24 protein-coding genes are annotated in these 22,300 nt (G+C 64.0%); 13 read left to right on the top strand and 11 right to left on the bottom strand.

The window, feature by feature from the left end:
- The first annotated feature begins 1 nt into the window (after position 1).
- From BH93_RS03695 to BH93_RS03685, 3 genes are read left to right on the top strand one after another with little or no spacing between them, the layout of a single operon-like run.
- Positions 2–640, top strand: coding sequence for a potassium-transporting ATPase subunit C (locus BH93_RS03695; RefSeq protein WP_037175861.1), 639 nt, complete (start codon positions 2–4; stop codon positions 638–640).
- 31 nt (positions 641–671) lie between these two features.
- Positions 672–3,218, top strand: a complete 2,547-nt coding sequence (locus BH93_RS03690; RefSeq protein ID WP_052065513.1) for a sensor histidine kinase — start codon at positions 672–674, stop codon at positions 3,216–3,218.
- Entirely contained in the window at positions 3,211–3,909 is a 699-nt protein-coding gene (locus BH93_RS03685; protein ID WP_037175860.1) for a response regulator, read from the top strand. The genes BH93_RS03690 and BH93_RS03685 overlap by 8 nt, the downstream gene beginning before the upstream one ends.
- Here BH93_RS03685 and BH93_RS03680 read toward each other — a convergent pair.
- The gene (locus tag BH93_RS03680; RefSeq protein ID WP_052065511.1) at positions 3,872–5,092 is read right to left on the bottom strand and encodes a hypothetical protein; all 1,221 of its coding nucleotides are present in this window, start codon (positions 5,090–5,092) and stop codon (positions 3,872–3,874) included. The genes BH93_RS03685 and BH93_RS03680 overlap by 38 nt on opposite strands.
- 235 nt (positions 5,093–5,327) lie before the next feature.
- Between BH93_RS03680 and BH93_RS03675 the strand changes: the two genes are divergently transcribed.
- Entirely contained in the window at positions 5,328–6,008 is a 681-nt protein-coding gene (locus BH93_RS03675; protein ID WP_037175859.1) for a hypothetical protein, read from the top strand.
- Positions 6,009–6,076: 68 nt separating this feature from the next.
- Complete coding sequence (locus tag BH93_RS03670) at positions 6,077–6,799, top strand: mycothiol-dependent nitroreductase Rv2466c family protein (protein WP_037175857.1); 723 nt, start codon at positions 6,077–6,079, stop codon at positions 6,797–6,799.
- A 13-nt stretch (positions 6,800–6,812) separates the two neighbouring features.
- Here the strand turns inward: BH93_RS03670 and BH93_RS03665 are convergent, their stop codons facing one another.
- The 3 genes from BH93_RS03665 to arr are packed head-to-tail and all read right to left on the bottom strand — an operon-like array spanning position 6,813 to position 8,819.
- Positions 6,813–7,430: a dihydrofolate reductase family protein gene (locus BH93_RS03665; RefSeq protein WP_037175855.1), complete on the bottom strand. Its 618-nt coding sequence runs from the start codon at positions 7,428–7,430 to the stop codon at positions 6,813–6,815.
- Positions 7,431–7,476: 46 nt separating this feature from the next.
- Positions 7,477–8,343 (bottom strand): alpha/beta fold hydrolase, encoded by an 867-nt coding sequence (locus tag BH93_RS03660; RefSeq protein WP_037175854.1) that lies wholly within the window; start codon positions 8,341–8,343, stop codon positions 7,477–7,479.
- Positions 8,344–8,390: 47 nt separating this feature from the next.
- Complete coding sequence (gene arr, locus BH93_RS03655) at positions 8,391–8,819, bottom strand: NAD(+)--rifampin ADP-ribosyltransferase (protein ID WP_037176895.1); 429 nt, start codon at positions 8,817–8,819, stop codon at positions 8,391–8,393.
- A gap of 297 nt (positions 8,820–9,116) precedes the next feature.
- Between arr and BH93_RS03650 the strand changes: the two genes are divergently transcribed.
- The 5 genes from BH93_RS03650 to BH93_RS03630 all read left to right on the top strand — a co-directional run bounded on the left by BH93_RS03650 (position 9,117) and on the right by BH93_RS03630 (position 13,018).
- A complete protein-coding gene (locus tag BH93_RS03650; RefSeq protein WP_037175853.1) occupies positions 9,117–9,485 on the top strand; it encodes a nuclear transport factor 2 family protein in 369 nt (122 codons plus the stop codon).
- A gap of 182 nt (positions 9,486–9,667) precedes the next feature.
- On the top strand, positions 9,668–10,381 hold the full coding sequence (locus BH93_RS03645; protein WP_052065508.1) for a haloacid dehalogenase type II: 714 nt from the start codon (positions 9,668–9,670) through the stop codon (positions 10,379–10,381).
- Positions 10,382–10,391: 10 nt separating this feature from the next.
- Positions 10,392–11,252 carry a tRNA glutamyl-Q(34) synthetase GluQRS gene (gluQRS, locus tag BH93_RS03640; protein WP_037175851.1) on the top strand — a complete coding sequence of 287 codons (861 nt, stop codon included), beginning with the start codon at positions 10,392–10,394 and terminating at the stop codon, positions 11,250–11,252.
- Between the two features lie 103 nt (positions 11,253–11,355).
- On the top strand, positions 11,356–12,195 hold the full coding sequence (locus tag BH93_RS03635) for a hypothetical protein (RefSeq protein WP_080739170.1): 840 nt from the start codon (positions 11,356–11,358) through the stop codon (positions 12,193–12,195).
- A 79-nt stretch (positions 12,196–12,274) separates the two neighbouring features.
- The gene (locus BH93_RS03630) at positions 12,275–13,018 is read left to right on the top strand and encodes a queuosine precursor transporter (protein WP_032379950.1); all 744 of its coding nucleotides are present in this window, start codon (positions 12,275–12,277) and stop codon (positions 13,016–13,018) included.
- Here the strand turns inward: BH93_RS03630 and BH93_RS03625 are convergent.
- The 5 genes from BH93_RS03625 to BH93_RS03605 form a co-directional block, all read right to left on the bottom strand.
- On the bottom strand, positions 13,015–13,851 hold the full coding sequence (locus tag BH93_RS03625; RefSeq protein ID WP_037175848.1) for a PaaX family transcriptional regulator: 837 nt from the start codon (positions 13,849–13,851) through the stop codon (positions 13,015–13,017). The genes BH93_RS03630 and BH93_RS03625 overlap by 4 nt on opposite strands.
- Positions 13,832–15,040: a kynureninase gene (gene kynU, locus BH93_RS03620; protein WP_037175845.1), complete on the bottom strand. Its 1,209-nt coding sequence runs from the start codon at positions 15,038–15,040 to the stop codon at positions 13,832–13,834. The genes BH93_RS03625 and kynU overlap by 20 nt, the downstream gene beginning before the upstream one ends.
- Positions 15,040–15,894: a tryptophan 2,3-dioxygenase gene (gene kynA / locus BH93_RS03615; protein ID WP_037175844.1), complete on the bottom strand. Its 855-nt coding sequence runs from the start codon at positions 15,892–15,894 to the stop codon at positions 15,040–15,042. The genes kynU and kynA overlap by 1 nt, the downstream gene beginning before the upstream one ends.
- Positions 15,895–15,968: 74 nt before the next feature.
- A complete protein-coding gene (locus tag BH93_RS03610; RefSeq protein ID WP_052065506.1) occupies positions 15,969–17,276 on the bottom strand; it encodes an MFS transporter in 1,308 nt (435 codons plus the stop codon).
- A 20-nt stretch (positions 17,277–17,296) separates the two neighbouring features.
- Positions 17,297–18,715 carry a M20 family metallopeptidase gene (locus BH93_RS03605; RefSeq protein ID WP_052065503.1) on the bottom strand — a complete coding sequence of 473 codons (1,419 nt, stop codon included), beginning with the start codon at positions 18,713–18,715 and terminating at the stop codon, positions 17,297–17,299.
- 187 nt (positions 18,716–18,902) lie between these two features.
- Between BH93_RS03605 and BH93_RS03600 the strand changes: the two genes are divergently transcribed.
- The 3 genes from BH93_RS03600 to BH93_RS03590 are packed head-to-tail and all read left to right on the top strand — an operon-like array spanning position 18,903 to position 21,100.
- Positions 18,903–19,787: a LysR family transcriptional regulator gene (locus tag BH93_RS03600; protein WP_242459207.1), complete on the top strand. Its 885-nt coding sequence runs from the start codon at positions 18,903–18,905 to the stop codon at positions 19,785–19,787.
- 57 nt (positions 19,788–19,844) lie between these two features.
- Positions 19,845–20,222, top strand: a complete 378-nt coding sequence (locus BH93_RS03595) for a BlaI/MecI/CopY family transcriptional regulator (RefSeq protein WP_032379946.1) — start codon at positions 19,845–19,847, stop codon at positions 20,220–20,222.
- A complete protein-coding gene (locus BH93_RS03590; protein WP_037175842.1) occupies positions 20,219–21,100 on the top strand; it encodes a M56 family metallopeptidase in 882 nt (293 codons plus the stop codon). The genes BH93_RS03595 and BH93_RS03590 overlap by 4 nt, the downstream gene beginning before the upstream one ends.
- Positions 21,101–21,102: 2 nt before the next feature.
- On the opposite strand, the gene BH93_RS03585 is transcribed toward BH93_RS03590, so the two are convergent.
- Positions 21,103–21,822: a VIT1/CCC1 transporter family protein gene (locus BH93_RS03585; RefSeq protein ID WP_037175841.1), complete on the bottom strand. Its 720-nt coding sequence runs from the start codon at positions 21,820–21,822 to the stop codon at positions 21,103–21,105.
- The gene (locus tag BH93_RS03580) at positions 21,815–22,291 is read right to left on the bottom strand and encodes a DUF2231 domain-containing protein (protein ID WP_037175839.1); all 477 of its coding nucleotides are present in this window, start codon (positions 22,289–22,291) and stop codon (positions 21,815–21,817) included. Before BH93_RS03580 ends, BH93_RS03585 begins: the two co-directional genes overlap by 8 nt.
- Positions 22,292–22,300: the final 9 nt, after the last annotated feature.

Raw genomic sequence — 22,300 nt, 5'->3', positions numbered from 1 at the left:
CATGCGTTTCGTACAGAGATTTCTCGGTCAGATCGTGGCAGGACTGTCGGTGCTGCTGGCGCTGACGGTCATCGTCGGTATCGGGTATCCAGCGGCAGTGTGGGCGGTGAGCCGCATCGGATCCAGCGCAGCCGAGGGGTCGCCGCTGCGTGACGCGAACGGGTGCGTCGTCGGTAGCAGTCTGATCGGTGTCGACCCGCAGGTCGAAGCGGGAGCGCCGGATCCGTTCTTCCACAACCGAGTTACCGGGTCCATCTCCGACGAGGATGCTTTTGCCGCGAGCGACCCGGCCGCGTCGCTGCCGACCAACCAGGGCCCCAGTAGCGAAGCACTGGCGGCATTCATCGAGGAACGTCGTGCCGTCATCGCCGAACGTGAAGGCGTCGACCCGGCCGCTGTACCGGTGGACGCGGTCACCGGATCCGGCTCGGGTATCGATCCTGATATCAGCCCCGCCTACGCGGCGATCCAGATCCAACGCGTCGCGCAGGTCAACAACATGAGCGTCGACGCGGTGACGGCTCTGGTCGCCGAACACACCGACGGCAGGCAGCTCGGGTTCCTCGGCAACGAGACCGTGAACGTGCCGGAGCTCAATGTTGCTCTGGGACTGACGGCACCGGGGTGCGGAACGAGCTGAACCTCGACGGTCCAGGGCAGCAGGTAGAGACATGGGAAAAAAGACCGGCAAGCGGGGGTCCGGCGGACTCGATCGCGGTGAATTGCGCATCTATCTCGGGGCCGCGCCGGGGGTCGGTAAGACGTTCGCGATGCTCGGTGAAGCGCACCGTCGACAAGAACGTGGATGCGATGTGGTCGCGGGCGTGGTGGAAACCCACGGCCGCGCCCGCACCGCCGCCTTACTGGACGGCATCGAACTGGTTCCTCCGCGGATAGTTCACTACCGCGGATCGATCGCGCAGGAACTCGATGTCGCGGCGATCATCGAGCGCGAGCCTTCTCTGGTGCTCGTCGACGAACTCGCCCACACCAACACCCCGGGTAGCGCCCATGAGAAGCGCTGGCAGGACGTCGAGGAATTGCTGGCAGCGGGAATCGATGTGGTCTCGACCCTGAATGTGCAGCATCTGGAGAGTCTCAACGATGTTGTCGAGCAGATCACCGGTGTACCGCAACGAGAAACCGTCCCGGATTCGGTGGTGCGGGCAGCGGAACAGATCGAATTGGTCGACGTGGCTCCAGAAGCGCTGCGCCGCAGACTCTCCCACGGAAACATCTACGCAGCCGAGAAGGTCGACGCAGCGCTGAGCAATTATTTCCGCCAAGGCAATCTGACTGCCCTGCGCGAACTGTCGTTGTTGTGGATCGCCGATCAGGTCGACGCCGCGTTGGCGAAATACCGCAGCACACATGACATCACCGACACGTGGGAGGCCCGTGAGCGTGTTGTCGTCTCGGTGACCGGTGGACCGGAGTCCGAGACCCTGTTGCGTCGCGCAAGCCGGATCGCCTCGCGGTCCAGCGCGGAACTGATGGTGCTGCACGTGATCCGCGGTGACGGCCTCACCGGCGTCTCGGCACCGCAGATGGGGAAGGTCCGCGTACTCGCAGCGAGTCTCGGCGCAAGCATGCACAGTGTCGTCGGTGACGATGTGCCGACCACGCTGCTCGACTTCGCACGAGGGGCCAACGCAACCCAGCTCGTCATCGGAACCTCGCGGCGGTCTCGCTGGGCCCGAATACTGGACGAGGGCATCGGTGCTGCGGTCATTCAGAACTCGGGCAAGATCGACGTGCACATGGTCACCCACAACCAGACCAGTCGAGGTTTTCGGCTCGGCCGGCTGATTCCGCCCAATCCGAAGCACCGACGAATTCTGTCCTGGGTCGCCGCTGTTGTCGTACCCGTCGTCTCGGCCCTGGCGATGCTGCTGGTGGATCCGTATCTCGATCTCGGCGGCGAGAGCGCCCTGTTCTTCATGGTCGTACTCGCCGTTGCGCTCCTGGGCGGCGTTGCGCCCGCAGCACTGTCGGCGTTGATCGCAGGATTGCTGCTCAATTATTTCTTCGCCGACCCGCGGTACAGCTTCACCATCGCCGAACCCGACAACTTCGTCACCACCGTGGTGCTGCTCATCATGGCAGTGGCAGTGGCATTTCTCGTCGACGCGGCCGCCCGACGCACCCGCGAAGCTCGGCGAGCGTCACAGGAAGCCGAGCTCCTGACACTGTTCGCCGGAACGGTGTTGCGCGGCGGCGACATTCGAACGCTGTTGGAACGAGTCCGCGAGACGTACTCCCAACGTGCGGTCTCGATCATCAGAGGCGCTGGTGTCATCGTCGAATCTGTCGGTGATTCTCCACCCGCCGTGCCCGATGACGCCGACACCGCGATCGACACCCCCGACGGTTCCTTCACGTTGCTCCTGTCCGGTACCAAGACCGGCGCCCACGATCGACGTGTGCTCAGCGCAGTAGCCAACCAGGCAATGGGTCTGATCAGGCAGACCGAACTCGCCCAGGAGGGCAGCGCCGCAGCAGGATTGAAGGAAGCCGACCGTCTTCGGCGGGCGCTGCTGTCTGCGGTCAGCCACGACTTACGAACGCCGCTCGCCGCGGTCAAGGCTGCGGTGTCGAGTCTGCGTGCGACCGATGTCGAATTCTCTGCCGAGGACACCGCCGAGCTGTTGGCGACCATCGAGGAATCGACCGACCAGCTGACGGGCCTGGTGGGCAACCTGCTCGATTCGTCACGGTTGGCGGCGGGGGTCATCCAACCGAGCCGGTCCATCGTGTACGTCGATGACGCGGTTGACGCAGCGCTCGTCGGAACACACACAGGTCGCGAACTCGTCATCGTCGATGTCGACGACGTCGCTGTCTCTGCCGACGCAGGTCTGCTCGAGCGCGTGCTGGCGAATTTGATCGACAATGCGCTGCGACACGCCCCCGGATCGCCGGTGCGGGTCGGGGCCGCCTACATCGGCGACCGAGCGGTGATCACCGTTGCCGACAGCGGCCCTGGGATCGCTCCCGGAAGCGAAGAGGCCGTGTTCGAGTCCTTCCAACGATCGGGCGACCGCGACAACACCACGGGCGTCGGGCTCGGACTCTCCGTTGTGCGTGGGTTCGTCGAAGCCATGGGAGGCTCGGTGACGGTGTCCGATACTGCAGGCGGCGGGGTGACCATGACCGTCGAATTGGCCCGAGCGGAATCGACTGCCAGAAGCGACTTCTCCGGGCAGACCCATGGGTGAATCCCGTTCCGCGATCAAGGTTCTGGTTGTCGACGACGAACCGCAGATCGTGCGCGCACTGCGCATCAACCTCACCGCCCGCGGTTACAACGTCGTCACCGCGGCCACTGGGACCGGCGCGCTACGCGCCATTGCGTCCGAGCACCCCGATGTCGTCATCCTCGACCTCGGACTGCCCGATATCGGCGGCCTGGACGTGCTCGCCGGCTTGCGAGGATGGAGCGAGATTCCGGTGATCGTGCTGTCCGCGCGCACCGACAGCGGCGACAAGATCGAGGCCCTCGACGCCGGTGCCGACGACTACATCACCAAACCGTTCGGGATGGACGAATTTTTGGCCCGGCTACGCGTCGCCGTCCGCAGACGAGCCATCAGGACGTCGCCTACGGACCCGCTCGTGACCACCTCGTCTTTCACCGTCGATCTGGCCTCCAAGAGGGTGACCAGGGACGGCGAGATCGTGCATCTCACGCGTACCGAATGGGGAGTCCTCGAGATGCTGGCCCGCAATGCAGGCAAGCTGGTGGGGCAGAAAGAACTACTCCGAACTGTCTGGGGCCCAGGGCACGATCACGGCTCCAACTATCTGAGGATCTACATGTCTCAACTTCGACGCAAGCTCGAAGTCGACCCTGGCAAGCCTCGGCATCTCATCACCGAGACGGGTATGGGGTACCGACTCGTGGAGTGAAGCGGACCGGAGCAGGCATCTCGGGGAGCAGATCCAGATGGTGGGCTTGGCCGTCGGACAGCGTCAGGACGCTCGGGCAGTCCTCGGGACCGTCTGCGATCGCGAGAACGTCACCGACCCGAACATCCGCCGGAAGCGACACTTCCGAGACGATCACGCACCGGCGCAGAGGATCACTGCCGTCCGCGAGTACGAACAATTCCTCACCGCCGAGGCTGTGGCGGTTGACGATGACCGCCGCGGCCGGACCGGCCGGGGCGCAACCGGTTCCACCGTCCACCACCACGACGGCTCGTTGCGAATTCGTCCGGTCGATCGACCGGACACGGCACACCGTCACCATGGACGCGTCGGTGATCGACTCCCCGGTCTCGACGGCAAGCTGCGGACGCGGAAAACGATGCCGAATGCAGCCTTCGTCGACGGCGTCTTCGACGACGTCGGACGGGAGCGCAGTATCGAGTCCCGTCCGAGAATCGATCCGCAGATGCAGTCGATTGCCGAGCACACCGTGGTCTCGGTAGGCCTGAGCCATCACCCCGAGAGACTCGACGATCCGTGCGAACACCCCATCGAGAGTGGACGCGCTGCATTCGACACCGTCGAATACCGTTGCAGGACAATCGACAACCTGAGCGATGACATTCTCCGCGTATTCACGATTGCCATCGGTGCTGACCAGAGTCGACTGCGCGGGGGCTACGGCACGGTCCACATCCGGAACCCGGTAAAGACCTGCGGCGACGACGATTCGGCCCACTCGCTCACCCGGCGGGAGTGACAGAAGGAGACCTGCAGCCTGCGCGCTCTGCGCACGGCCGACGATGTGCGAGGGATCGACACCGAGTTGCCGAGCTGACGACAACGCTGCCATCGAGTCGACGACCAGCGTCAAGTGCTGCTCCCCTATCCAGCGCGCGACAATCGGGGCCAGCACACTGCCTGGCTTGTAGAGCATTTCGGCTGTGAACGACCCGAGCGAGATGCGATTGCACCTACCGCGCAGGCTGGTTTCGTCGATCACGCACACCGGCGTCGAGTAACGATCGGCGATGTCGTCGAGGAACATTCCTGCCACCGTCACTCGACCGTGTCGATAGTGCGTCGTACTCGGCCACACGGCATGATCCAACCGCGGCGATAGAGCACCTCTGAGCGACGGCAGATAATCCAACAGAGTCATCGAACACATCTCCTCGTCGATACTGGGCCGAGTGCGGGCCTACCAGACGATCATCGTCCCGAATCCAGGCGAATGACCCTGCCTTGACGGGAAATTGACGCTGCGGACGATGACCTTGACGCCGCGGTAACAGATGCGCCTCGACCATCTGCACGCCGTAAGAATCTCGGTACGTCGCATCAAAACTCCGTCAACGAACCGCCCGAGCGGTTCGCGCGGGCGTATATCTGAGTGCATGACACTCTCGCTCGAAGCGCCCGATTACTCGACACAACTGCACAATTCGATTCACCTCATGCGTCGGGTCATTCCAGGGGTCGGCTTCGGTATCCGCGCGGCCGAGCTCGGCGACCGAGCTCTGGCCACCTGGGTACGGAACTCCGGTGTCACCGTCCTCGCGCACGATGACGACGAGCTCGATCGTGCGCAGCTCAGCGGGATTCGACCGAACCACATAGTGTTTCGATGCGGGGCCGGCACCGACGGCATCCGCAGTGCCGTGCACCGCGGGGTGTTCCGTTTTGTCGTCGGTACGGAGCCGCAGATCGCTCGATTGACACAGTGCGCGCAACGAACCAAATACGTCTACCTCGACAGCGATGCGCCGGCAGCACTCTGCGGTCACCGAGTGCAGGTGGTCGGCCTCCACAGCGACGTCAGCAACTCCGGCGACCCGGCCGAATGGGCTTCGGCCGCCGAGGAAGCGCTGCGCCGCACGTGCGTGTCCACGACGTGCGGGTCGCCGGTGCACCGCATCATTCTGAGCGGCGGATCGACCGAGGAGTGGATGAACTACTCCGTCCCGTACCTGACGTCCGTCGTGCGCGCTGTGGACGCTGCGCTGGGTGAGGGGTGCAGTCGGTGGAACCTGCCCCGGCCTGCCGTCTCGGTGATACCGGCGCAGGCGGCCCGCTGATTGCTCCGGGAGGCGGCGTATACCGTCGAGTGGACAGAACTTCCGTCCCGAGAAGGAGCGTCCACTCGATGGCCGATATCGATTTCTATTTCGATCCGGTGTGCCCGTTCGCCTGGATGACCAGCAAGTGGGTCCGCAAGGTCCAAGCCCAGCGCGACTACACCGTCGACTGGCGGTTCATCTCGCTGCGCCTGCTCAATTCCCACATCGACTACGACGCGCACTTTCCACCCGAGTACGAGGCCGGCCACACCGCAGGTCTACGACTGTTGCGGGCCGCCGCCTCTGTTCGTCGTGAGCACGGGTCGGCCGCGATCGGGCCGCTGTACGACGCCCTCGGAACGCACATCTTCGACACCGAGGTGGTGCCCGACGACGCTGCGAGCCACGGACATCGCGGCACCGCAGAATTCCTGGGGCCGATCCTGGAAGAACTCGGGTTGCCCACCCATCACACTGCAGCACTGGATGATTCGTCTCTCGACGACGAGATCCAAGCCGAAACCGATCACGCTCTCTCGCTCACCGGAAAGGACGTCGGCACGCCCATCATCGCCTTCGAGCCGCCGGACGGCGTCGCGTTCTTCGGTCCGGTGATCAGCCGACTCCCCAGCGACGAGGAGGCAGTAGCTCTGTGGGACAACGTGATCGGCCTCGCTCGATTCCCCGGCTTCGCCGAGATGAAGCGCAGCCTGCGTGAGCTCCCCCAGCTGAAGGCGCTGGGGGTTCAGGGGGACGAGGCAGGAGTGCAACAGGACTGGCACGCAGGTAGCCGACGACAGAAGAAGTGATGTGTCGGCCGGATCAGCCGCCTCGCACGTCGTCCATGTTGCCGACTTCCGGGGTTCCGGCGTCCAGGCCGTAACGCAGGTAGACGGTGCCCTTCCCGCCGACGGCCGGTGGCTCGAGCAGCGTCAGGTTGCTGGGCACGGTTCCGTCGGCGAACACCCTTTTTCCCGCCCCGAGAACGATGGGATGCACCCATAGGTCGAGTCGATCGAAGAGCTTCTCGCGCAACAGAGTCTGTACCAGATCGAGACTTCCGACGACCTTGATGTTGTCGTGTCTCTCTCGGATCTCACGCACCGCATCGACCAGATTCGGTCCGAGTTGGGTCGAACCGTCCCACAGCAGATCGGGTGTGCCACGCGAGGCCACGTATTTGGGGATCGCGTTGAACAACGTTGCAAACGAATCATTTTGGTTCGGCCAGTACGCAGCGAAGATGTCATAGGTGCGCCGACCGAGCAAGAGCGCATCCGTGCCCTCGTATGCGGCGACAACTTGCGCCCCGGAGACCTGGTCGAGCAGAGGAGCCTGCCAGCCACCGTAGGGGAAATTCTCGGGATCTTCTTCGGGGCTTCCGGGTGATTGTGCGACGAGGTCGAGGGTGGCGAACAGCTCCAACGTGATGAGGCCCATGATTACTCCTGGTTCGATAGTGGTTTTCGGTGTGCCGAAACCTTATTCAGCCCAATGCCTTTCGCAGAGTCTCGGCAAATTCTGTCGGCTTTCCGGTCTGACCGAATTCGCCGCCGAGGAATCCCGAGTGGCCGCCGGGAAAGATGGTCGGCTCCAATCCGAGCAGCGCCGCAGTCGAATACGCTGCGCGAGCAGCGATGTGACCGTCCTCGGAACCGCCGGATTCTTCCCCTACGCCGATCACCACCGTCGTAGGTGCTGCACGCAACGCATCGACGTCCGGTGCGAAGTCCACTCCGCCCCCGCGCATGTTGGACATCAGTGCGTCGTCTCGGGTTCCGTCGTCCTCGGTCGGGAGGCCGAACTGCGCCGGGTCCGATGCCGGGCGTGCGAAGAACGCGTCGTCGATGGGTCCTGCGTGCATGAGCAGCGACATGAATTCGGCCATTGCCGGCCCGCGGCCGTGAGCGTCGTAGGTTGCCACCATGTTCGCGCACACTGTCGCGATGTTCTCGCGGTCCGGCAAAGTGCCTCCGGCGGGTGGTTCGTGAGCCACCAACGTCCGAATATCGGACGGGTACTTGCCTACGAGCACCAGCGCATTCACCGCACCCCCGCTCGAAGCGAACACATCGACAGGCCCGTGGCCGACGGCGGTGAGCACTGCATGCAGGTCGTCGGCATGTTCGCCGAAGGTGACCGCGGCGGTCGTGTCGTCTCGGCGACTACGTCCGACATTTCTGGGGTCGTACGTGACGACCACCCGGTCGCGGAAGTGCGATGCCAACGTGCCGAACCCACCCGCATCCATCGGCGAGCCGATGAGCAACAGGGGTGTGACTCCGGGCTCGAGCTCGCCGATCACGTCATAGGTCAGGGTTGCACCGGGAACGGAAACTGTCTGTGTCGTCATGCTCGTGTGGACCTCGGTCCGAGCGAAAACTCACCGGTCGGTGTCGCCTAGTCGTAGAGAACCGCCGTGCCCGTCTGTCTCAACTTCTCGAGACCGTCTCGGAAACGCTGCAGGTATTCGGGCGAATGTCCGACCCAGTCGGTCGTCTCCTCGACTATCCGCACCGGTTCTGCGCTGCGATACGAGTGCGTCGGGTTGCCGGGAAACTTCTTGTCCGTCACGTTCGGGTCGTCCTCCACACTGCCGGTCGGCTTCACGATGTAGACCCGCGGATCCCCCTCGCCGACGGCCATCTCCGCCGCGAGCACGGCACCGTCCAGCACCTTGGTCATGTAGATGTAGTTCGAGATGTGCTCGGGACGGTAATTGGAGCAATAGCCCGGGACCAGAAAATCACCGGCCTCGAGATCAGCCTTGGTGCCATGAAAGTAAGCACCGGATTCGTGCACTCGAAAACGCTCCGGTGTATCGGCCATGTCTGCCATAGAAACTCCTCCGTGTCGGTAGCCGGAAGAGTGTGCATGCTCGACGGGGTCTTGCCGCAAGCCCCCACCCCGGCGATACACTGAAGGCAACGCAGACGAGTTCGTTCATGAATTCGGCTCTGCCAGGCGAGGGCTCACAGTCCCGACTCGAACCTGGATGTGGCCGCCGCGAACGGCTCGAGTCGATAGATCCTGAAGCAGTGGCGTCATCGCCGTCCACGGATGAGCCACATCCTTCGGAAGTCAAGACCGCCTACACCCGCCGGAGCACGCTGCGATACTGACCCGATGCACGATCTCGAAGTCCAGTTTTTCATCGATCTCGAGTCTCGCGTCTGGGACGCGCTGGCCAACGGCGACGCAGACGCCGATCTCGAACTGCTGTCTGCCGACTTCGTCGGCGTGTATCCCACCGGTTTCGCCAATAGGGCGGACCACGCAAACCAACTAGCTGACGGGCCCAGCATCGCGTCCTACTCGATCTCGGAAGCGAAACTGATCGAAGTTTCTGGGGATGCGGCGATGCTCTGCTATCGCGCTGACTACCTCCGGCCTCATCGCAGCGCGGGCGAGGCGATGTTCGTCAGCTCGCTCTGGTTCCAACGAGATGGCCGTTGGCAGAACAAGTTCAGTCAAGACACACCTGCCAACTCCTGACTGCGCTGCCTAGCCAACTGCAGCGGGCGTCCTACAGCACCCGGCGGTCTCCGAACCCGTCACTGGCAACGGCAGCGGCTTGCGCAATTGCTGGTCCACTCGCGATGAAGAGAATGTCGATACGGTCGGGTGAGCCTCGTCGTTGCCCGAGGAAAAGAGAACCACCACAAGGAGCTCAGTTCGTGAACGATCCCGACAACCCGAACGAGTCGCCTGCACTGCGTCGACCACGCGTCATCGTCTTCGATGTCAACGAAACGCTGTCCGACATGTCTCCGTTGTCGCATCGCTTCACCGACGTGGGAGCCCCCGCCGAACTTGCATCGCTGTGGTTCGCGAGTGTCCTGCGTGACGGATTCGCCCTGACCGCCGCTGGCGCGGCGCGGCCATTCGCGGACGTCGCATCCGGGCTGCTTGCAGTGATGCTGCCGCCCAAGACGCTGGATCGAGGGATCGACGATGCCGTCGAGCACATCATGGGCGGTTTCATGGGCCTGGACGTACATCCCGACGTAGCGGACGGCATCAAAGCACTGACTGCGCTCGACATCCGGTTGATCACCCTGAGCAACGGCGCGGTCGGCGTCGCTCGAAAACTGCTCGAAGGTGCCGGAGTACTGGAACACACAGAGATGCTGCTGTCCGTCGACCAAGCCGGGGCATGGAAGCCCGCCGCACAGTCGTACCGATACGCGCTCGATCGGTGCGGCGTCGAACCCCACGAGGCCATGCTCGTCGCCGTCCACCCGTGGGACATCGACGGTGCCCACCGTGCCGGACTGTCCACGGCCTGGATCAACCGAACCGGCACCGCCTACCCACAGCACTTCACCGCACCGGACCTCGAGGCGACGTCACTGCTCCACCTCGAGCAACTACTGCAGCACGCGACCTAGAGTTGTCCCCATGCCCGCCGGACGTTTCGCCCCCAGTCCCTCCGGCGATCTCCATCTCGGGAATCTGCGAACCGCATTACTGGCCTGGCTCTTCGCCCGCTCCACCGAGAGACGTTTCGTGATGCGCGTGGAAGACCTCGATCGCGTGAAAGCCGGCTCCGAGCAACGTCAACTCGACGACCTCGCCGCCGTCGGACTCGACTGGGACGGACCGATCATGCGGCAATCCGAGCGTCGGGAAATCTACGACGCCACGATTCGCACGCTCACCGCCGCCGGGCTGACGTACGAATGTTTCTGTACGCGTCGGGAAATCCTCCAGGCCGCATCCGCGCCGCATGCTCCCGACGGCGCGTATCCCGGAACCTGTCGCAATCTCACCGCAGACCAAAAAGCAGCGAAGGACCGCCCACCTGCCATTCGATTACGTTCGCAGGTAACACAATTCACCATCGTCGATCAGCTGCACGGCCTGTTCCGAGGGCAGGTGGACGACTTCGTCCTTCGCCGATCCGACGGTGTGCCCGCATACAACCTTGCCGTCGTCGTCGACGATGGCGCGCAAGGCGTCGACCAGATCGTGCGCGGCGACGACCTTCTCACCTCCGCCCCACGGCAGGGCTACCTCGCTCAACTCCTGGGCCTCACCCCCGCTACTTATGTCCATGTTCCCCTCGCTCTCAACGTCGAAGGCAAGCGTCTTGCCAAGCGGGACGGCGCGGTGACGCTGCGCGAACGACCCGATGCGTGGGCGCTCATCACTGCTTCCCTCGGTGTGCCGAATACGAAGAACGCAGAGGAACTGCTGGAGCGGTGGAAGCCGACGCAGGTGCCACGCGATCCGTGGGTGTTCGACCCCTCGATCGTCTGACCACGAGCCGATCGAGATCACGTTGCAACGCGACAGGCCCCAACTCGGGATCAATCGGACGTACAGTGACCGCGACAAACTTATCCCGAGGGAGAAGGACATCATGACCTCAGGCGGTTACGACCCCGACAAGGATCCACAGAACCCCGGCGGGTTTCCCCCGCCGCAGGGCGGCTATCCGCCACCGGGCAACTACCCACCACCCGCGCAGGGCAACTACCCGCCTCCTCCCGGCGACTACCCCCAGCAAGGCGGCTACCCACCACCCGGTGGATACCCGCCTCCCCCACAGGGCAGTTACCCACCGCCTCCGGCGTTCGGTGAGGCACCGATGCCGACGCAGCTGTCCGTGGGAACGGCCATCGGCTACGGCTTCGAGAAGTTCAAGCAGAACGCACTCGTCTGGATCGGCATCGTCCTGATCGCCGCAATCATCCAGGGCGTACTGAACTACGTGTTGAGCTCCAACAGCTTCTTTCTCAGCCTGATCTTCAGTGTCGTCATAGGAGTCGTCGCACTCCTCATCCAGGCGGCACTCGTTCGCGGCGCACTGCACGAGGTCGACGGAATCAAGCCCGCATTCGGGTCCTTTTTCCAGTTCGGCAACGTCGCGTCCGTCATCATCGCCGGCATCCTCGTCGGCATTGCAACCGGCATCGGCTACATCCTGCTGATCATCCCCGGCATCGTCATCACGTTCTTCACGTGGTGGACCTTCCAGTTCGTCATCGACCGCGGTGACGAGCCGATTCCTGCAATCAAGGCGAGCGCGCAGGCAATCGCGTCGAACGGCGGAACCCTCTTCGTGCTCGCCCTCGCCCTGGTCGGCCTCAACATCGTCGGTGCGATCCCCGTCGGCCTCGGTCTGCTGGTGACCATTCCGATCACGATCATCGCCGGTACCTACGCTTACCGCGTCACGGTGCGTGGCCGCGTCGCCTGACCTGTAATCCGCCTCGATGGGCGCGCATCCCTCACCTCGGGATTCGCGCCCATCGTCGTCTCGGTGCTTGGATCCAGAGGTGACTACTACCGAACACACCGCCCCCGACGGCGGCACCGAGTCTGGGCAGGCCACGTTCGCTCACATCAGCAAGGGTTACTACGCCCCCATCGTCGCGCTCTTCGTGGCGACGCTGCTGATCTCGAACGTGGCCGCCAGCAAAGGTGTCGCCTTCTTCGCCTCGTCCGACGTCATGCTCGGACCGTTCCAAATCCTGCCGATCAATACCGACGGCGCATTCTTTCTGTTCCCCCTCGCCTACATCCTCGGCGACGTACTCAGCGAGGTCTACGGCTTCAAGGCCACGCGCCGCGCGATCTATCTCGGTTTCGGCTCCCTGCTGCTCACCTCCGTGTGCTTCTGGATCGCCATCGAACTCCCCGCCGCCTCGTTCTACGAGAACCAGGCCGCCCTCGAGAGCGTCGTCGGCGTCGTCCCCCGACTGGTCCTCGCCGGTCTCGCCGGCTATACCGTCGGGCAGCTCCTCAACTCCGTCGTCCTGGTCAAGATCAAGGAACGCACCAAGGAAAAGCACCTGTGGGCGCGACTGATCGGGTCCACCATCGTCGGCGAATTCTTCGACACGCTGATCTTCTGCTCCATCGCCGCCGGAGTCATCGGCATCAGCACCTGGACCGACTTCATCAACTACGTCATCGTCGGATTCCTGTGGAAGACGCTGGCCGAGGTCATCGTCATGCCGATCACGTACCGCGTCATCTCCTACATCAAGAAGCGCGAGCCGTCGTACCAGGATGGCTAGGACGCGACCCATTCCATACTGAGGTCGAAGTAGCGCTCCCGGGCCGTCTCGAACGTGGCGACGGCCCGGGTGCCCGGCCAGTCTTCCGGTGTCATGGACGGCGGAAGACCAGGGTCGACGTAGGGAATGACGCGCCATTCGTCGAGCAACGGCACGAAAGTGACGAACGCGTCGCGGGGGTCCCCGGCCGGGACCTCGGAGTCGTAGGCGGCCAAGAATGCTCGATGCCGATCGGCGATGCCGGCCAGATCCCACCACTGCGCGGCGCTCTCACGCAGCGTGGTCGGCGCCGCGACCTCGGAGGCGACGAACGTCGTCACGTAGGGCGAGAGCTCCAACGCGTCGACGATGGCACCGGCCTCGTCCGCGAGATATTCGGGTGCGATCCACAGACCGGGTGAGACTGTGCCGCATCCTATTCCGGTGAGTCGACGCCTCAGTTGGTGGCGCGCGGCGCGTTGGGTCTCGGGGATGGTGAACGAGATGAGCCGAAACGGATCGCCGTCGGCCATCCGCCGGAACCCGAAGATCCGACCGTCGCCGCGCGCGAACATCGCGTCGGCCTGCTCGGTGATGCGATAGCCGGTGCGGCCGTCACGATTACTCGATTCGACGACGCCCTTCTTCTTCAACCTGGCCACCGCGATGCGCGTGCTCTCCGGTGGCACCCCGAGCGCGTCCATCCAGACGACAAAATCGGCGATGGCGAACCAACCTCCGAGAGGGCGGACGTAAGCCCCGAGCACGGTACGCACCAAGGAGGTGGCGCTTCCCGGTCGAGAGTCGAAGTCGTCGAGGATGGCCCCGGCAGTGCTAGGCGCGGAGTTCGTCACGGATGGCCACGATTCCCAGATACACCTCTCGGTACGAGGTACTCAACGGGCTCAATCCCAGGCGAATACCCTGCGGCGCGCGGTAATCCGGGATGACACCCTTCTCCCACAGGTGAGCGGTGATCGCCTTGAACTCGGGATGGTCGATGGTGACGTGACCGCCGCGTCGATTCGAGTCCTCGGGTGAGGCGATCTCCACCCCGAGCGGAACCAGCATCTCGCGAACGAGCTCGAGGGCGTATTCGGTCAACGCAACGGACTTCGCGCGTATCGCGTCCATTCCCACCTCGGCGATCATCTCGATGGTGTCCTGCATCGCGATCATGCCGAACACCGATGGTGTGCCACTGATGACGCGTCGAATACCCTGTGCGGGAACGTAGCCCTGTGCCATCTCGAAGGGATCGGCGCGACCCATCCAGCCCCAGATCGGTTGGACGAAATCGCCCTGCAGATCACTGCGCACGTACGCGAAGGCCGGTGATCCGGGTCCTCCGTTGAGGTACTTGTACGTACATCCGACGGCCAGATCCACTCCCCAGGAATCGAGTTCGAGCGGTACCGACCCGACGGAGTGGCACACATCCAGCAGCATCAGCGCTCCGGCTGCGTGCGTGATGCGCGTCGTCTCGGCCACGTCGACGAGGACGCCCGACCGGTAGGCAACGTGAGTGATCACCACCAAGGCGGTGTTCTCCCCCACCACCTCGGCGAGTTGTTCCGGTGTGACGCCACCGCGGCGGTCCGTCTCGATCCACCGCAGCGTCATGTTCGACTCTGCCGCAATACCTTCGAGCAGATAGCGATCGGTGGGGAAGTTGTCACGGTCGATGACGATCTCGGTGCGGCCCGGTCGCATGGCGATCGCCGCCCGCGCCAGCTTGTACAGCAACACCGTCGTCGAATCGCCGATGGTGGTCTGGCCGGGCGCTGCACCCAGGGTGGCGTCGGCCAGGGCGTCGCCGATGGTGATGGGCAGGTCGAACCACTGCTCGTCCCAGCCGCGGATGAGGCGTCCGCCCCACGCGTCGGTCATGAAGGCGTTGATCCGTTGGACGCTTGCCCTGGTGGGCCGGCCCAGCGAGTTGCCGTCGAGATACGCGGTGATCGACGGGTCGTCACTACCGAGGAACTTGTCGCGATAGCTCCGGAGCGAATCCTTCTCGTCGAGCTCGAGTGCACGTTCCATCATCGTCCGATGTCCGTTCTGACAGCGAGCAATTCGGGAAAAAACGTGAGTTCGAGTGCCTTCTGCAGAAATCCGACGCCGCTCGACCCTCCGGTTCCGCTCTTCATTCCGATGGTGCGCAGCACCGTACGCATGTGACGGAAGCGCCAGAGCTGAAAGTTCTCCTCCAAGTCGACGAGCTCCTCGAATGCCTCATACACCGCCCAATGTTCGGTGTGATTCTCGTAGACGAACTTGATCAGCGGCATCAGGTCCTCGTTGAACGTGTATGCCGTCGTGACATCACGGTCGAGGGCCGATGCCGGTACGTCGTACCCCTGCCGCGCCAACGATTGCCAGAAGGCGTCGTACAGGCTCGGTTCGTGCAGCAGAGTCGAAAGCTGTTCGTGAGCAGCAGGATCCGACTCGAAGACCTTCAACATGCCCGCATTCTTGTTGCCCAGCACGAACTCCACGGCCCGGTACTGATACGACTGGAAACCCGAGGAGTTGCCGAGGAAGTCACGGAACTGGGAGTACTCCGTCGGGGTGAGCGTGGCCAGCACCGACCACTGCTCGGTCAGTGTCTTCTGAATGTGCTTGACCCGGGCCACACACTTGAGCGCGGTGCCGATGTCGTCGGCATCCAGAGCCGCACGCGCGGCCAGCGTCTCGTGCAGCACCAGCTTGAGCCACAGCTCGGTGGTCTGGTGCTGAATGATGAACAGCAGTTCGTCGTGATGCTCCGGGGTGCTCACCGGCTTCTGGGCGCTGAGCAACGTGTCGAGGTCCAGGTACGAGCCGTAGCTCATGCGGTCACTGAAGTCGGTGACGACAGTCTTCTCTATCGCGCGAGTATTGGCTTCGACGCTCATCGCTGGTCCTCGAGGTGGTGGGCTGGTGAGTCAACCGTATTACATATCCGTGCCGACCGCTAGGTATTCGTAAGCTATCGAATTCCGCGGATCCGCACTGCGCCGATGAGCGCAGCAATACTGACCAGGGACACCGCGAGGATGTAGTAGCCCGGGGACACTGCTTGTCCGGTCGCGGCAACCAGAGCGGCCGCGATCGTCGGGGTGAATCCACCGAAGATCGCCGTGGTGACGTTGTATCCGAACGACAGTCCGGTGGCCCGCGAATGGACCGGGAACGCGTCGGACATCACCGACGGCAGCGCGCCGAAGTAGAGCGCTTTCAGTAAACCCAGAATGGTCATGACGAGAGCGAGCGTGAGGAACGACGGCACCGCGATGAGCCACATGAACAGCGGAACGACGCTCACGCCGATCGCAATTGCCGACGGCAACATGATCTTGATACGGCCGACCTTGTCGGACAACTGACCGACGAACGGCGTCACCACCGTCAGGATCACACCGGTGATCATCAGTGCGACGAACGACAGCGAGTTGTTCAGTCCCAGTTGCTTGATGCCGAAGGTCGGCAGGTATTGCAGAATGAAGTTGAGCGCGGTGGACACCACCAGCACACCGCCGGCAATGAGGATTCCTCCCCATTGGTTCTTGAACAGATCGCGCACAGGCGATTTCGGCACGTCCGACGTGGCGACCACAGCCGGTGATTCGTCGACGTGCCGGCGAATGAACCACCCCACCGGGCCCACCATGAGCCCGAAGATGAAGGGGACGCGCCAACCCCAGTCCACCATGCTGGCCTCGGACAACACCGCGGTCAGTCCGGCTGCGAACGAGGCCGCCATCAGCGTTGCCAGCCCCTGGCTGGCGAACTGGAAGCTGCCGAAGAATCCGCGACGTTTGCCATTCTGTTCGACGAGAAAGGATGTGGCCGCGCCGAATTCGCCGCCTGCAGCGAAACCCTGAATCAGGCGCGCCACGATGATTCCGATGGGCGCGAGGATGCCGATGTCGTCGTAGTTGGGCATGAAGGCGATCAACGCGGTACCGAGCACCATCAGGCGAATGCTCATCACCAGAGCCTTCTTTCGCCCTTTCCGGTCTGCGTAGGACCCGCGGATCAGTCCGCCGAGGGGACGAATCAGATACGAGACTCCGAACACTGCAAACGTCTGAACCAGCTGCACGCCGGGGTCGGCCGAAGGAAAGAAGTTCTGGCCGATGTAAATGGCGAACAGCGCATAGATGGCGATGTCGAACCATTCGAGTGCGTTGCCGATGGTGGCGGCCGCGATGGCACGGACCGGATTCTTCACGGACACAACGGCTTCACCCGCGCCGTCACGATCGGGGGTTCGATGGACGTGTGCAGTGGACATGTCGGATTCTCCGGTGATGTTCAGGAGCGCGAGGCGCTGGCGGATTCGAGCGGTGTGTTGTGACCACCGGCGACATTGCCGATGTCGTAAAACAGGCCGGCGGCCATCGCGAGACCTTCACGAGCGATGGAAGCGAGCATGTGCTCGTCGGGTGCGTGCTGACGGCATCCCGGGTAGGAGTGCGGCATCCAAACCGTCGGAATGCCGAGAGTGTCGGTGAACACGTGGTTGGGCAGGGACCCACCGATGTTGGGCAGCACAGTCACCGGAGATCCGACTGTGCGCTCGACCGACCGCGCGACCGTGCGGACCCAGCCATCGTTCGGGTCCGTTCGGCTGGCGGGAAACGAGATGCCGAGTTCGACGGAGACCATCGAGTAGCCGTGCGCATCGAGGTGGCGTCGTAGCCGCGCGTCCAGATCGTCGAGGTCGGTACCCACGACGTACCGCAGTTGCAGCCGCGCTCGCGCCTGGCCGGGGATCGCATTGACCGGTTCGGCGATGTTGCCTGCGCTCATGGCGATCACTTCGAGGGTGTTCCATCCGAAAACCCGCTCGGCGGGCGACAATTCGGTAGCCGACCAGCCGGAGTCGACAACCGGATCGCCCGGGGTACGGCCGACCTCCACGTCTCGCAGGGCCTCGACGATGGACTCCGGAATCTGATTGGGCACCAGGCTGTCCAACAGAATGCGGCCGTGGCCGTCGACGAGCGTTCCGATGGCACCGGCCAGGGTGGTTGCCGGGTTGCGGAGCAGTCCACCCCAGTTGCCCGAGTGGTAGCCGCGCTCACGCAGGTCGACGACGAGATCGAAGTCCACTCCCCCGCGGGCACCGAGAAACAGAGTCGGCGTCTGGGCATCGAGACGTGGCCCGTCCGAGGCGATCAGCACGTCGGCGATGAGTTCTTCGCGGTGGTCGGACGCGAATTGCTCGAGCCCGGGTGATCCGATCTCCTCCCCCGTCTCGAACAGGAGCGTCAGATTGAACCCCAACGAGCCGCGGGCATCGAGAACGGTCCGCAGTGCGGCGAGGTTCACCAGATGCTGGCCCTTGTTGTCGGCGGTTCCTCGGCCGTAGAGCCGTCCGTCCCGTTCTACGAGAGTCCACGGCGACAGACCGTCCGACCAGTCCTCGGCCATACCCAGAACCACATCGGCGTGGCCGTAACAGAGCACGGTCGGCAAGTCGGGGCTCTCGTGACGGGTGGCGATCAGAAAGGGACCACCGTCCCCAACCGGGTTGGGGTGCGTCTCGACCGCACACCCGAGCGCCTCGAGCCGCGGCACCAGAAGGTCCTGGAGATATGCCGACAACGCAACCCGCCCGGCCGCCGACTGACTCTCCGACGGAACGGACACGAGCTCGGACAGTTCGCGGTGGAACTGGCCCGAATCGTAGAAGTCCTGGGCCTGCGCGATCACATGCTCGCGTTTCATCGAATCTCCCTCGCCGTCGGCCTGGTGTTCGCCTGACAGTAGCGAGCCCGATACCGTCTACACCATTGCCGATTGGCGCTCCCTGCGTTGCCTCAAAAGCAACGCTCGGACCCGGAGAGGCTCGGTGACGATCACGTGTCACCGCTGTGACCGTGCTGTGAAAGAAGGAGCGATCTCGTTGCATTTGATGCCCTCCGCGCTCACGTACTTCTGCGAAGTAGCCCGAACCGGGTCCGTCACCGAGGCGGCCGCGGCGCAACACTTGGCTCCGTCAGCAGTCAGTAGGCAGATCGCCAAGCTCGAACGCGACGTCGGAGTGCCGCTCTTCGCGCGCCACGCCCGAGGAATGACGCTCACCGAAGCCGGCCATCGCCTCCTCGCCCACGCACGCCGACACGAAGTGGAGTCCTCGACCCTTCTCGCCGAAATACGCAGCGTCGACGCCACCGAGCACGGAACCGTCACCGTTGCCTGTACCGAGGGGTTCTCGCAGTCCGTGGTTCCACGGGCCATGGCGTCGGTCCACCGGACTCACCCGTCCGTCACGTTCACCTTGGATGTGGTGGGGCGAGAGGAGGCCAGTCGACGGGTAGTCGACGCCCGAGCGGACGTCGCGGTCACCTTCTCGCTCGGTCGCCGCACCGACGTGACGGTCGAACACTCCATCACGGTGCCCATCTGCGCCGTCGTCGCGCCCGGCCACCCCCTGACCGACCGAGAAAGCGTCGACCTGACCGACATCTGTGCCTATCCTCTTGCGCTGTCGACCACCGGTTCGAGTCAACGCGAACTGTTCGACGCGGGTGTGCGGCTGGAAGGTCTGTCGCCGCACGTAGGCCTGCAGTGCGAGCGGCTGGCCCCGATTCTGGAGTTCGCACGATCGAGCGATGGCGTCGCGCTTGTCAGCGACCTCGGCGGCGATCGTAAACTGGGCCTGACCTACATCCCGCTCGTGCATCCGGTGTTTGCCCAGCGTCGCGCCGAGATTCACACCATGCAGGGCCGACCGCCGTCACCGCGCACGGTTGCCTTGATCGACGCGTTGACCGATATTCTCGAGGCCGCGGGATAGTGAAGGGACATCGAACTGGCCTATCCTCGAAGTACCCGACTCGAGTGAGGAATCGCAGTGCGTAGAGCGTCCGGACAGTTGGAGGAGTCGATCCTCGAGCTGCTCGGCGAGCACACGGAACTCTCGGTGGCCCAGGCGCGCGAGCATCTGGGTTCGGAGCTCGCTCACACCACTGTCATGACAGCGCTGGTGCGCTTGCACGGCAAAGGCCTCGTCGATCGCGAGCGGCGCGGGCGTTCCTTCGTCTACACCCTCAATGCCCCGGTCGATGAGATCCCCGCACTGCGGGCCGCGATGCGGATGCGTACCGAGCTCGGCGCGAGAGCCGAACGTGCGGACGTGCTGGCCAACTTCGTGGCCGCACTCGACCCCGAGGACGAGGCCACGCTGCGAGAGCTACTCGCCAAATCTGACGCAGCCGAGCAGCATCGATGACCCTGCTCCTGATCGTGGCCGTGCTGCCGTGGGTGCTGTCGCTGCTGCTGGGATTCGGAGCAGCCCACATCGACCGCCGACTCAACCCGTCGACCGCAGTCGTTCTGCTCCCCATCCTGTCGATGGTCACCGCGTTCGCGGTCGCCGCGTCCCTGGCCGCGCTGGCCGCGGTTCTTCTGGCGTCGGCTCAGATTGTGTGGGTGCTGCTGGGAATTATCCTCTGCGCGTTGATGTTCTGGCGCACGGTCGAGGTGGCGCGCCATGTTCGACGCGTTGTGGTCAGCACGTCCATCGCATCCGAATTCGGTGACGAGGCGCGAGCGACAGGCGGCATCGTTGTGGTCGACTCCGACGTTCCCGACGCCTTTGCCGTCCCCACCGGCGGAGGTACCGTCGTGATCACGACCGGCCTCGTGGAAGCTTTGTCGGACAACGAATTACGCGCGGTGATCGAGCACGAGCGCGCTCACCTGCGGCACCGTCACAGCGTGTGGATCCAGATGTGCGAGATCGGGGCCCTGATCGATCCGATTCTCAGGCCGCTGTCCGCCACGGTACGACATGCCGCGGAGCGTCAAGCAGACGAGAACGCGGCCGCTCTGGGCCGTCGAGATACGTTGTCTGCCATAGCCAGAACTGCTTTGCTGCGGGCCCACCTCGACCATGGAACCCGCGCTCTCGCCAGTACCGGGGGCGACGTCGTGCGCCGAGTGCAGGCCCTCAGCGAACCACCACGGCACCGTCCCGACCGCGGAATCCTCGCCGCCGGGCTGGTTCTCGTCCTCGCATTCACCGTCATCTCGGTGGCGTTGTTCGACGTCGTCCAAGATGTGGTGGCACCCGAAACCGGAGAAGCCGCCACCTCGATTTTCCGCTGATCTCAGATACCCGCGACGCCCGCGAGTTGGCCGATCGCATAGGTGACAGCCATCGCGATTGCACCACCGATGACTACCCGGCTCACTGCCGGCCGAGCGGGCGCACCGCCGAGACGTGCGCTGATACTGCCGGTCAGGGCCAGAGCAACCAGTACCACGACGAATGTCACCGGGACGCGCAGCGACGCGGAAAACAGCAGGATGGACAGTAGCGGCAGAAGCGCGCCACTGACGAACGACACCGCCGACGACCCGGCCGCCTGCCACGGATTCGTCAGCGCATCCGGGTCGATTCCCAATTCGACGTCCACGTGCGCGGCAAACGGATCGTGTTCGGTGAGTTCGCGTGCGACGGTCTGCGCGGTGTCGGCCGAGAGCCCCTTGGCCTCGTACAGAGCCGCGAGCTCGGCCAATTCCTGCTCGGGTTGTTCTTCCAACTCCCGGCGCTCTTTGATCAGCAACGAACGCTCGGCATCACGCTGCGTGCTCACCGAGACGTACTCACCGAGTGCCATGGATACGGCCCCCGCAACGAGACCCGCGAGACCGGCAGTCAGCAGCGATCCTCGGTCGGTGGTGGCGGCGGCGACACCGACGACCAGACCGGCGGTGGACACGATGCCGTCGTTCGCACCGAGGACCCCGGCCCGTAGCCAGTTCAGTCGACCGGACAGATCTCCGTGCGGTTCGTGCTCGTGCAGGCTCGGCTCGGGCTCACTCATCGCCGGCCGTCGCCGATACGTCGTCCCACGCGGCGCGAGCGCCGGACTCACCGATTCTGTACACCTGGACGATTGTGGTCGCTCCGATCACCACGGCCAAGACCACCACCGCAATCGACTGCCACCGAACCGGCGCGTTGCCGCGACGCTCCCGCAGATGCAGGAACACCAGTGCTGCGGCGACGACGACCAGACCGACGGAGAAGTAGATCATCCAGTCACCGATCTCGGTGTGCTGTTCGACCGCCTCGGTCTTGGGTACGCGCTTCTCGAGCCACTCGCCCGCCTCGGTCGTCAGCGGAGTCAGCACCAGCGTGAACGCCGCCAGGGCTGCGATGAGCCACACGAGCCTGCTGCGCACACCGGTCCAGATGCTGGCGGCGATAGCGAGGATCGCGGTGAGCGGTGCCAGGACCACGATGAAGTGAACGAGCAGAATGTGGGCCGGTAGACCGTTGAAGGTGGGCATGCGTTCTCC

Origin of the sequence: Rhodococcoides fascians A25f, assembly GCF_000760935.2 — a bacterium.
Lineage (GTDB): Bacteria > Actinomycetota > Actinomycetes > Mycobacteriales > Mycobacteriaceae > Rhodococcoides.
This window is presented reverse-complemented; position numbering and strand designations above follow the sequence as displayed.